Genomic DNA, 11,400 nt, shown 5'->3' with positions numbered 1-11,400 from the left:
ATCTATGTTGCGTAAGATGCAACAGCGGGGAAGGATCGGGGATGAACGCCTTCGACACCCTGCTCCCCCGCCCGGTGTCGGCCCGGTCGACCGGGGGGACGTGCCGGGTCACCGACCCCGCCGCGCTCACCGACGCCTCCACTGTGGTCATCGACCCGGTCGCGCTGCCACATCCTGAGTCATACCGACTTTCCATCACACCGCAGGGCGTCCAGGCCACCGCGGGCGACGCGGCTGGCGCGGCCCACGCCGCCCGCACGCTGCGCCAGCTGCTCGGCCCGGACGCCTTCCGCGCCGCCGACATCCACACCGGCGAGTGGACGCTTCCGTGCGGGGAGGTCGTCGACCACCCGCGCTTCCCCTGGCGCGGCGTGCTCCTCGACGTCGCCCGGACCTTCCAGCCCAAGGCGGCGGTGCTGCGGTTCATCGACCTGATGGCCGCGCACAAGCTCAACGTCCTGCACCTGCACCTGACCGACGACCAGGGCTGGCGCATCGAGGTCCCCGCCTATCCGCGGCTGACCGAGGTGGGCGCCTGGCGCAAGGGCTCGTGGACCGGCCGCCAGCCCGACGGCGACCTCACCCACGACGGCCGCCCGCACGGCGGCTTCTACACGACCGCGGACCTGCGCGAGATCGTCGCTTACGCCCGCGCGCGGCACATCACCGTCGTGCCGGAGGTGGACGTGCCCGGCCACAGCCAGGCCGCCATCGCCGCCTATCCGGAGCTCGGCGCGTCCGGCGCGCCGGTCGAGGTGTGGCACGCGTGGGGCGTCAGCGAGCACGTCCTCGCCCCGACCGACCACGTGATCGACTTCTACACCGCCGTGCTGGACCACGTGCTGGACGTGTTCGACGCGCCGGTCGTCTGCCTCGGCGGCGACGAGGTGCCGACCAAGCAGTGGCAGGAGCACCACGCCGACCGGGTCGCCGAACTCGGCCTCGACTCCGTCGACGCGGTGCCCGGCTGGTTCCTGCGCACGCTGGGCAGGCACCTGGCCGCGCACGGCAGGCGCACGCTGGGCTGGGACGACGTGATGGACGCAGGCGACCTGCCGCCCGGGGTCATCGTCGCGTCGTGGCGCGGCGAGGAGGCCGGGCGGGCCGCGGCGCTCGCGGGCCACGACGTGGTCATGTGCCCGGAGCAGCACGTCTACCTCGACCACCGGCAGTCCGAGCGCCCCGACGAGCCGATCCCCGTCGGGTACGTGCGCACGGTCGAGGACGTCTACGCCTACGACCCCATCCCCGACGGCCTGCCCGAGGACGCCCACCACCGCGTGCTCGGGGCGCAGGCCCAGATCTGGACCGAGCACCTCGACGGCCCGCGCCGGGTGGACTACGCGGCGTTCCCTCGGCTGGCCGCCTTCGCCGAGGTGGTGTGGACGCCGCCGGAGCGCCGCGACCCGGCGGGGTTCGTCGAGCGGCTGGCCGCCCACCACCTGCCCCGGCTCGACGCGCTGGGCGTGGAGTACCGCCCGCTCTCGGGCCCCCTGCCGTGGCAGACCCGGCCGGGCGTGCCCGGCAGGCAGCGCTGAGGAGAGGAGCCGCTTTCGACGCGACCGCACAAAAGCGGCCCGGCCGTATTCGACCGGGCCGGAAAATTCCTTCCCTATTCCACTTCGCGCGGGGAAACCAGCGTCGCGACGAACTTGTACCGGTCGCCACGGTAAACCGAGCGCACCCATTCAACCGGCCGATTGTCGGTGTCGAAAGAATGCCTCGACAGCCGAAGCATCACCGCGCCGACCTCATTGCCGAGCAGGGCGGCGTCCGCTGGCGTGGCCAGCGTGGTCTCGATCGTCTCCTCCGCGTGCCCCAGCTCCACGCCGTAGTGCTCCCACAGCACCCGGTACAGCGAGGTGTCCCCGACGCGGGCCTCCAGGCCGGGGAAGCGGGTCAGCGGGAGCCGCGACGTCTCGATCGCCATGGGCTCACCGTCGGCGCTGCGCAGCCGCCTGAGCCGCAGCACGTCGGCCCCCGCAGGCACGGCCAGCAGCGCGGCCAGCTCCGGTTCCGCGGCCTCGATAGCGGCCTCCAGCAGGGACGATGTGGGGTTGAGCCCGTGCGAGCGCATGTCCTCGGTGTAGGAGGACAGCTGCAGCCGCTGGGTCACCTTGCCCGAGCCGACGTAGGTGCCGCTGCCGTGCACGCGGGTCAGCCTGCCCTCGGCCATCAGCTCGGTGAGCGCCTTGCGCACGGTGGTCCGCGAGACCCCGAACCCCTCGGCCAGCGCCCGCTCGCCGGGCAGCGGGCCGCCGGGCCCGGCAGCGGCGACCATGGCGAGCAGCCGGTCCTTCAGCGCCCAGTGCTTGGGCGTACGGGCCGATTTCCGGCCGTTTTCCGCGAGGTTGTCCGCCATGAGTGTTCCTTGGTCGCGCGCCGATGGGCAGGGTGGGCCGCTGCGGGGACGAAAGGTCACGGTTCCGCATTTATCTTGACAAGCCCGAGAACTACGGACCACTCTAATCGCAATGGTCTAAACCACTCAAGCCCTTCGTTGCCGGATGGGCTGCTCGAAAGGAAGTACCTCCAGTGAGAAGTTGGTCGAAGTCGCTGATCGGGGGTGTCGCGGTCGCCCTTGCGGTCGCAGGCTGCGCGGGCTCCGGTGGCGACACCGGGGGCGACAACGCCCAGAGCGGTCCCCGGGAGCTGACCGTGTGGCTGATGAACGGGTCGGCCCCCGAGACCCTCACCAACGCGCTGCACCAGGAGTTCCAGGCCGCCCACCCCGGCGTGACGGTCAAGTACGAGGTGCAGCAGTGGAACGGCATCCAGGACAAGCTGACCACCGCCCTGGCCAGCAACGACGCCCCGGACGTCATCGAAATCGGCAACACCCAGTCGCCGAAGTTCGCCCAGCAGCGCGTGCTGCTCGACATCAGCGCGGACACCGCGAGCTTCAACAAGGACCAGTGGCTCTCCGGCCTTGAGGGCTCGGCGACCTGGGACGGCAAGCAGTACGCCGTGCCGTTCTACGCCGCCAACCGCGTGGTGCTCTACCGCAAGGACATGTTCGAGCAGGCGGGCGTCACCGCGGAGCCGACCAACCGCGCCGAGTGGCTGGCCGCCATCGAGAAGCTGAAGGCCAAGTTCGGCTCGGACAAGGACTTCCAGGCGCTCTACCTGCCCGGCCAGAACTGGTACTCGCTGCTGTCGTTCATCTGGGACGAGGGCGGCGACATCGCCACCCAGGACGGCACCACCTTCAAGGCGGCGCTGGACAGCCCGCAGGCCAAGGCGGGCCTGGAGTTCTACAAGGAGCTGGTCGAGGCCTCGGGCACCAAGGCGCCCAAGGACGCCGACGAGCAGACCCCCGAGCAGGCGGGCATCTACGGCGGCGGCAAGGTCGCGATGATCATCGGTCTGCCCTGGGAGGTCGCCACGGCCGCCAAGAGCGACCCGAAGATCACCGAGCTGACCGGTGCGTTCCCGATCCCGGGCAAGGCGGGCCCCGCGCCGGTCTTCCAGGGCGGCTCGAACCTGGCCATCCCGGCCAACAGCAAGGACCAGGACCTCGCCAAGGAGTACATCAAGCTGATCAGCAGCGCGAAGTACCAGAGCGAGTTCGCTAAGGCGGGCATGATCCCGGGCACCTCGACCGACCTGTCCGCCCTTGAGGCAGGCGGCCCGGCCAGCGCGGCCATGGCCAAGTCCTCCACCAACGGCAAGGGCGTCCCGGCGACGCCGGGCTGGGCCACGATCGAGGCGGGCCAGAACCCGCTGAAGGACATGCTCACCGCGTACCTGACCGGCGCCAAGAGCATCGACCAGGCGACCGCGGACGCCAACGCCGTGCTCAACGAGGCATTCGCGGGCTGATCGGGTCATGACCTCGACGACATCGGCACGGGCCGCTCGGCCCGCGGGTGCGAACCCGCGGGCCGGGCGGTCCGGCCCGCGCGGGCCCCGCGGCTTCCTGCGGGTCAGCGAGCGGGCCGTGCCCTACCTGATGATGGCGCCCGCCCTGGTGTTCCTGGTCGCGCTGCTGGGCTGGCCCGCGCTGCAGGTGGTGTTCATCAGCTTCCGCGAGCTCAACCTCGGCGAGCTCGTGCGCGGCGAGGTGATCTGGACCGGCTTCGACAACTACGTCGAGGTGCTGTCCGACCCGGAGTTCTGGACGATCACCCTGCGCACCGTGGTCTTCACGACCGGGGTCGTGGCCGCGACCGTGCTCCTGGGCCTCGGCCTTGCCGTGCTGATGCGGCACCTGAGCCGCGGTGTCCGGATGGCCCTGCAGATCAGCCTGGTGCTGGCCTGGGCCACGCCGATCATCGCGACCACCACCGTGTTCCAGTGGATGTTCGACCAGCAGTACGGCATCCTCAACAAGACCCTGGTGCTGCTCGGCTTCGAGAGCTACTCGGGCCACTCCTGGTTCAGCACCGGCGCGAGCACGCTGACCGTCATCGGTCTGCTGGTGTGCTGGCAGGCCGTGCCGTTCGTCGCGTTCACCCTCTACGCGGGGCTGCTCGGCGCGTCCAAGGACCTCTACGAGGCCGCGTCGATCGACGGCGCGACCGGGTGGCAGGCGTTCCGGGCGGTGAGCTGGCCCGCGCTGCGCCCGGTGCTGGCGATCGTGGTCTTCCTGTCGGTGCTGTGGGACTTCAAGGTCTTCACCCAGGTCTGGGCCATCCGCCAGGGCGGCCCGGACGGGCAGAGCACGACGCTGCCCGTGCTGCTGTACCTCAAGGGCATCTCCGGCAGCGGGTTCGGCGTGGCCGCCGCGGTGGCCGTGCTGATGCTGATCGTCCTCGTCCTGGTGACCTGGCGGTACATGCGCCTGCTGGTCCGCTCGCAGGAAACGGAGCTGTAGATGCACAAGACCCGTGGGCAGCGCGTCGGCCTCGCCGTGCTGGGCATCGCGGCCACCGTGTTCTTCTTCTTCCCGACGTACTGGATGATCACCACCGCGCTGAAGACGCCCGCGCAGATCCTGTCGCCGGACTACGACCTGATCCCGCTGTCGGTCACCTTCGACAACTTCGCCTCGGCGTTCGGCAAGGACGGCTTCACCTCGTTCCTGACCAACAGCCTGATCGTCACGCTCGGCTCGGTGGCGGTGGCGCTGGCGGCGGGCCTGCTGGCGGCCGTGCCGCTGGCGCGCATGCGCTTCCGCGGCCGCAAGGGCTTCGTGCTGCTGGTGCTCATCGCCCAGCTGGCGCCGCTGGAGGCGCTGTTCGTCCCGCTCTACCTGATCATGCGGGACGCGAACCTGCTCGACAAGCTGCCGTCGCTGCTGCTGGTGTACGTCGCCTTCACCCTGCCGTTCACGGTCTGGACCCTGCGCGGGTTCGTGAAGGGCATCCCGGTGGAGTTGGAGGAGGCGGCCATGGTGGACGGCTGCGGCCGGTGGGGCGTGTTCCGCAGGGTCACGCTGCCGCTGCTCGGGCCCGGCCTGGTCGCCACGTCGGTGTTCAGCTTCGTCACCGCGTGGAACGAGTTCCTGTTCGCGCTGGTGTTCATCAGGGACAAGGGCAACCAGACGCTGCCGGTGTGGCTGTCGTCGTTCCGGACGGCGTTCGGCACCGACTGGGGCGGCATCATGGCCGCGTCGGTCATCTACGCCGTGCCCGCCCTGGTCTTCTTCATGTTCGTCCAGCGCAAGCTGGTGTCCGGCGCGACCGCGGGGGCGGTGAAGGGCTGATGGCGAATCCGATGACGGCGCGTTCCGGAGTGGACGACTCGGTGCGCGCGATGGCCGAGGCGGTGCTGCTGCCCGGGTTCCGGGGCACCACCGCCCCGGACTGGGTGCGGGCGCGGGTGGCCGCCGGGCTCGGCGGCGTGGTCCTGTTCGGCCGCAACGTCGTCGACGACGAGCAGGTGGCCGCGCTGACGGCCGCGCTGCGCGCCGAGCGCGACGACGTCGTGGTCGGCATCGACGAGGAGGGCGGCGACGTCACCCGCCTCGACGCGGCCACCGGCAGCGACCTGCCCGGTCCGCTGGCGATGGGCGCGGCGGGCGACCTCGCCCTGACCGCCGAGGTGGGGGCGGCGCTCGGGGCCAGGCTCGCCGCCTGCGGGGTGACGGTGAACCTGGCCCCGTGCGCGGACCTGACGCTGTCCCAGGACGACCCGATCATCGGCGTGCGCGCGTTCGGGTCCGACCCGTACGCCGCCGCCGCGCACGTCGGGGCGTTCGTGCGGGGGCACCAGCGCGTCGGCGTGGCCGCCTGCGCCAAGCACTTCCCCGGTCACGGGGCGTCCACATCGGATTCGCATGTGGCGCTGCCGGTCCTGCCCCGCACCCCGGAGGAGCTGCGCGCCTGCGAATTGGTCCCATTCCGGGCCGCGCTGGCCGCCGGGGTGCGGGCAGTGATGACCGGCCACCTGGTGGTCCCGGGGTGGGGCGACGACCCGGTCACGCTCAACTCCGTCGCCATCAACGAGATCCTGCGCGGCGAACTCGGCTTCACCGGCGCCGTCATCACCGACGCGCTGGAGATGGGCGCCGTCGCGGGCACCTTCGGCGACACCGACGGCCTCACCGAGGCCGCCGTCCGCGCGCTGCGCGCGGGCGCCGACGCCCTCTGCATCGGCGGCGAGGAGGCGGGCCCCGAGGTCCTGGACCGCATCGTCGGCCGCATCGCCGCCGCCGTCGCCGACGGCACCCTGGACGAGCAACGCCTCGCCGAGGCCGCCGCCCGCACCCGCGCGCTGGGCACGGCGCCGGAGCATGGCGGGCATCCGGCCCCCCGCCGCCAGGATATCGGGCGCGGGGACGGCAGTGCTGACACGACCACGGGCCTGTGGACAACCGGCGAGCGGCTGTCCACACCCGCCGACCATCCCTCGCCCCCACCCTCCTCCCCCGCATATCCTGGCGGCGGGGGGCCGGACAGCCACCGCCACCGACTGGGCATCACCGTGGCGCGCAAGGCGATCCGCGCGACCGCGTTGCCCGAGTTGGAAGACCCGCTCGTGCTCGACGTCGAGGTCGATCCGACCATCGCCGCCGGGCCCGTGCCGTGGGGGCTCGGCCCGCACCTGAGCGAGCTGGTCCCCGAGACGACCGTCCTGCGCGTCGACGCGGCCGAGCCCGCCGATGCGCTGGCCGCCGCGCGCACGGCGGCGGGGGTCGTCATCGTGACCCGGGACGCGCACCGGCACCCGGCCGTGCGCGCCCTGGTGGCCGAATTGGTCCACACCAATCCGGTCACCGTCCACGTGGAGACCGGCGTGCCCGGCCCCGATCTCGGGGCCAGCGCGCGGATCGACACGTTCGGGGCGTCCCGCCCCAGTCTGCGGGCAGCGGCCGAAACGGTGGCCGAGGCCTGTCGACACTAGAACCGGCCTTACTCCATTCGAGTGAGACCAGTGGTCTAGACCTTGTCCCCGTCAGGTGGTCTGGACCAAAGTCAACCCAACATCCCCCACCGATCCTCTCCCTGCGAGGTGACCCACGTGTCCAGAACCCGATGGCATGTGACAGCGGCCCTGGTGGCCGCTGGCACGATCACTCTGGGCCTGGTAGTAGCGGCCCCGGCCAGCGGCGCCGCCGCCCCGACCGCCGTGTTCGAGAAGACCCAGGACTGGGGCTCGGGCTGGCAGGCCAAGTACACGATCCGCAACAACGGTGACACCGCACTGACGAACTGGCGGATCGAGTTCACCCTCAGCCCCGGCACGATCTCGTCCTCTTGGGACGCCCAGCGCTCGGTGTCGGGCACCAAGTACACCTTCTCCAACCTGTCGTGGAACGGCACCGTCGCCCCCGGCGCCAGCGTGTCGTTCGGCTTCATCGGCTCGGGTGCGGGCACGCCGACCAACTGCACCCTGAACGGCGCGTCGTGCGACGGCACCATCCCGCCGACCACGACGACGACCACGACCACTTCGGACGACCCGACCACCACGACCACCACCACGACGACGACGGACACCCCGCCGCCGCCCGGTTCCAAGGTCGTGGGCTACTTCGCGCAGTGGGGCGTCTACGGGCGCAACTACCACGTGAAGAACATCCACACGTCGGGCTCGGCCTCGAAGCTGACGCACATCATGTACGCGTTCGGCAACGTCACCGGCGGCCGCTGCGTGATCGGCGACTCCTTCGCGGACTACGAGAAGTCCTACGGGGCCGACCAGAGCGTCGACGGCGTCGGCGACACCTGGGACCAGCCGCTGCGCGGCAGCTTCAACCAGCTGCGCAAGCTGAAGAAGATGTACCCGCACATCAAGGTCGTGTGGTCCTTCGGCGGCTGGACCTGGTCCGGCGGGTTCGACGACGCGGCGCGCAACCCCACCGCGTTCGCCGACAGCTGCTACAAGCTGGTCGAGGACCCGCGCTGGGCCGACGTGTTCGACGGCATCGACATCGACTGGGAGTACCCGAACGCCTGCGGCCTGGAGTGCGACACCAGCGGCCCCGAGGCGTTCGAGAACCTGATGCGGGCCCTGCGGTCCCGCTTCGGCGCCAGCAACCTGGTCACCGCGGCCATCACCGCGGACGCCTCCAACGGCGGCAAGATCGACGCCACCGACTACGCGGGCGCCGCCCAGTACGTCGACTGGTACATGCCGATGACGTACGACTTCTTCGGCGCGTGGGCGGCGCAGGGCCCGACGGCCCCGCACTCCCCGCTGCGGGCCTACCCGGGCATCCCGCAGGACGGCTTCAACTCCGACGCCGCCATCCAGAAGCTCAAGGCCAAGGGCATCCCGGCGAGCAAGCTGCTGCTCGGCATCGGGTTCTACGGCCGAGGCTGGACCGGCGTCACGCAGTCGGCCCCCGGCGGCACGGCGACGGGCCCCGCGCCCGGCACCTACGAGCAGGGCATCGAGGACTACAAGGTCCTCAAGACGCGCTGCCCGGCCAACGGGACCGTCGCTGGCACCGCGTACGCCCACTGCGGCAACCAGTGGTGGAGCTACGACACCCCGGCGACCATCGCGGGGAAGCGCAGCTACAGCGCGCAGCAGGGTCTCGGCGGCATGTTCTTCTGGGAGCTGTCCGGCGACACCACCAACGGTGAGCTGATCACCGCGATGCGCGGCTAGGCTCCGGCCGGGACGGGCCGGATGTGGGCGTCCCGCCAGGTTCTCCTGGCGGGACGCTCACCCGCGTGGCGGGCTCTCAGGCGAGCACGCCGAGGAGTTCGCCGATGACCCGGCCGGTGGTCGTGGTCATCGCGCCGTACTCGGCCGCGGACCGGACGGCCTGGCGGTGCTCGTCCAGGCTCAGGTCGGCGATCGCGTCGGCCACCGCGAACACCTGCGTCCCCGCCAGGTACGACCCGCCCGCGGCCATGAGGCAGGCGGCGTGGGCACGGACCCCGACGAGGACGAGCTGGTCGCGGCCACCGGCGTCGAGGACGTCGCGCAGCGCGGCATAGGGCTCGCCCGCTCCCGCGTCGACCACCAGGTCGCACGGGCGCGGCACGTACACCGGTTCCCCGGCCTGGCGGCCGCGGAGCGTGTAGACGATCGGCACAGCGACATCACGGCACGTGTCGCGCAGCTTGCCGACGTTGTGCACCAGCTCGATGGCAGGAGAACGGCTTCCGTCGAAGGAGGCGACGATGCGGTCCTGCATGTCGTGGACGACGAGAACCGCGCGCTGGGCGTCGACGCGCCACGCGACGGTGTTGCGGGGCAGCTTCGCCGCGGCGGACATGTCGTACGGCTCGACAAGGGGGACGGCCATGCTCGCACCTCCAGTATCAACTTAGGTTAGCCTAACTTGCATTGGCGACCTGTCCACGTGGCCGTGGTCACCAGGCCGCCGATCCCGACCCGAAGGAGGGCCCGGGTGGACGACCTCGACCCCCGCCTGCACACCGTCCGGCTGCTGCGCACCATCGCCGCGCGCCTGGACCTGCTCGACGCCCGGTTCGCCGCGGAGCACGACCTGCACCCGACCGACCTGCGCGCGTTGATCCATCTGCTGGAGGCCAGGCGCACCGGCGTCCCGGCCACCCCGGGCTGGCTGTGCGGCCGCCTGGGCCTCAACTCCGCATCGGTCACCGCGCTGGTCGACCGGCTCGTCCGCGCGGGCATGGTGACCCGCACCCGCGACGACCACGACCGGCGCCGCGTGCTGCTGTCCGTGCACGCCAGGGCGATCGACCTCGGCGGCCTCGCGATCGACTCGACCCACGACGCCCTGAGCGCCCTGGACCGCTGCGACCCCGCCGACCTCATGGCGGCGCGCCGGGTCCTGCACGAGGTGGCCCGCGCGATGTCGGGCGAGCGCGTCGTGGGCGTCGGCGGCCGAAATCCGGTTGTCCGGTCCGGACAATCGGAGGGGTGGACACCACTACCGCCGACCCAGCGGTCCAGCTGACCCCGCTGGCCCCGCTCGTCGACCGCGTCGTCGCCGTCGCCGCGACGGCCGCGGCGACGACCGAGGTCATGCCTCCGGGGCACGAGACCTGGACAGCCGGGGCCCGCGCCGCCTACCGCGCGTTCCTCGACGCCCAGCTCGCCGACCCCACCACGACGTCGTTCGCGATCTGCCGGGCAGAGGACGCGGTCGGCGTCATCCGCATGCGCGCGGTCGATGAGGCGACGGCGGAGATCGGCCTGTGGCTCGCCCGCGACGCGCGGGGGCGGGGCATCGGCACGGCCGCCGTCCGCGAGCTCCTGACCGTCGCCCGCCGCTCGGGCCACCGCGTGGTCGTAGCCGAGACGACACCGGACAACGCGGCCGCCCTCGGCGTCCTGGCGTCCTGCGGCGCCGCGGTGCATCCCGAGGACGGGCGGATAGTGGCGGAGCTGGCGGTCCCCATGGGAGCCCGGAACGGTCCCGTCTTCGAGTACGCCGAGGACGCGCCGGTCCTGACCGGAGCCGACGATGTGCTCGACACGATCGTCCCCGGCCTCTACGGTCAGTCGGTCGACTGGGTTGCCCTCCCGGTGTCGCGGCTGACGCCGGAGTTCTTCGACCTGAGCACCCGGATAGCCGGGGAGATGGTGCAGAAGCTGCTGAATTACCACCTGAACGTGGCGATCGTCGGCGACGTCACCACGCACGTCTCCCGCAGCTCCGCCTTGGCCGCCTATGTCCGCGAGAGCAACCGAGGCCGCCATGCCTGGTTCGTGGCTGACACGGCCGAACTGCTGGAGCGCCTGGGCGTCCGCTAGGCCACCTCGACAAAAGGGAAACGCCAGAAGGCCCGTTCTTGTAACAGTCCGACTGAATCGGATCGTTACGAGAACGGGCCTTCTGGTATGAAGTCCGGCGGTGTCCTACTCTCCCACACCCTCACGAGTGCAGTACCATCGGCGCTGATGGGCTTAGCTTCCGGGTTCGGAATGGGACCGGGCGTTTCCCCACCGCTAAAACCACCGAAACACTATGAAACAAACAACCCCCACATCCCGCACACCGAGTCTTCTCGGGTGCTGGGGGGTGGTTGGTGTCTCAGACACCACACAGTGGATGCGTAACATGTTCGT

10 protein-coding genes and 1 rRNA gene are annotated in these 11,400 nt (G+C 71.2%); 8 read left to right on the top strand and 3 right to left on the bottom strand.

All coding sequences use genetic code 11. The features are described 5' to 3' along the window. The first annotated feature begins 41 nt into the window (after positions 1–41). Positions 42–1,538 carry a beta-N-acetylhexosaminidase gene (locus IEY98_RS28705; RefSeq protein ID WP_189213806.1) on the top strand — a complete coding sequence of 499 codons (1,497 nt, stop codon included), beginning with the start codon at positions 42–44 and terminating at the stop codon, positions 1,536–1,538. Positions 1,539–1,612: 74 nt separating this feature from the next. Here the strand turns inward: IEY98_RS28705 and IEY98_RS28700 are convergent, their stop codons facing one another. Next, positions 1,613–2,362 carry a GntR family transcriptional regulator gene (locus IEY98_RS28700; RefSeq protein WP_189213805.1) on the bottom strand — a complete coding sequence of 250 codons (750 nt, stop codon included), beginning with the start codon at positions 2,360–2,362 and terminating at the stop codon, positions 1,613–1,615. A gap of 173 nt (positions 2,363–2,535) precedes the next feature. Between IEY98_RS28700 and IEY98_RS28695 the strand changes: the two genes are divergently transcribed. The 5 genes from IEY98_RS28695 (at position 2,536) to IEY98_RS28675 (ending at position 9,000) form a co-directional block, all read left to right on the top strand. Further along, positions 2,536–3,822, top strand: a complete 1,287-nt coding sequence (locus tag IEY98_RS28695) for a sugar ABC transporter substrate-binding protein (protein ID WP_189213804.1) — start codon at positions 2,536–2,538, stop codon at positions 3,820–3,822. 7 nt (positions 3,823–3,829) lie between these two features. Then, a complete protein-coding gene (locus tag IEY98_RS28690; RefSeq protein WP_189213803.1) occupies positions 3,830–4,816 on the top strand; it encodes a carbohydrate ABC transporter permease in 987 nt (328 codons plus the stop codon). Beyond that, positions 4,817–5,647, top strand: a complete 831-nt coding sequence (locus IEY98_RS28685) for a carbohydrate ABC transporter permease (protein ID WP_189213802.1) — start codon at positions 4,817–4,819, stop codon at positions 5,645–5,647. Positions 5,648–5,658: 11 nt separating this feature from the next. Further along, positions 5,659–7,287 carry a glycoside hydrolase family 3 protein gene (locus IEY98_RS28680; RefSeq protein ID WP_189213801.1) on the top strand — a complete coding sequence of 543 codons (1,629 nt, stop codon included), beginning with the start codon at positions 5,659–5,661 and terminating at the stop codon, positions 7,285–7,287. A gap of 117 nt (positions 7,288–7,404) precedes the next feature. Beyond that, positions 7,405–9,000, top strand: coding sequence for a glycosyl hydrolase family 18 protein (locus tag IEY98_RS28675; protein WP_189213800.1), 1,596 nt, complete (start codon positions 7,405–7,407; stop codon positions 8,998–9,000). 76 nt (positions 9,001–9,076) lie between these two features. On the opposite strand, the gene IEY98_RS28670 is transcribed toward IEY98_RS28675, so the two are convergent. Further along, the gene (locus IEY98_RS28670) at positions 9,077–9,646 is read right to left on the bottom strand and encodes an isochorismatase family protein (protein WP_189213799.1); all 570 of its coding nucleotides are present in this window, start codon (positions 9,644–9,646) and stop codon (positions 9,077–9,079) included. Positions 9,647–9,751: 105 nt separating this feature from the next. On the opposite strand from IEY98_RS28670, the gene IEY98_RS28665 reads away from it, so the two are divergent. Both IEY98_RS28665 and IEY98_RS32935 read left to right on the top strand, forming a co-directional pair. Continuing rightward, positions 9,752–10,285 carry a MarR family transcriptional regulator gene (locus IEY98_RS28665; RefSeq protein ID WP_189213798.1) on the top strand — a complete coding sequence of 178 codons (534 nt, stop codon included), beginning with the start codon at positions 9,752–9,754 and terminating at the stop codon, positions 10,283–10,285. Beyond that, positions 10,249–11,085: a GNAT family N-acetyltransferase gene (locus tag IEY98_RS32935; protein ID WP_229787657.1), complete on the top strand. Its 837-nt coding sequence runs from the start codon at positions 10,249–10,251 to the stop codon at positions 11,083–11,085. The genes IEY98_RS28665 and IEY98_RS32935 overlap by 37 nt, the downstream gene beginning before the upstream one ends. 92 nt (positions 11,086–11,177) lie before the next feature. On the opposite strand, the gene rrf is transcribed toward IEY98_RS32935, so the two are convergent. Then, a 5S ribosomal RNA gene (gene rrf, locus IEY98_RS28650) occupies positions 11,178–11,294 on the bottom strand. Positions 11,295–11,400 lie beyond the last annotated feature (106 nt).

It is taken from the genome of Actinokineospora fastidiosa (genome assembly GCF_014648415.1).
GTDB classification, from domain to species: Bacteria; Actinomycetota; Actinomycetes; order Mycobacteriales; family Pseudonocardiaceae; genus Actinokineospora; species Actinokineospora fastidiosa.
The sequence above is the reverse complement of the archived record's forward strand: the minus strand, read 5'-3'. Positions and strand labels throughout refer to the sequence as shown.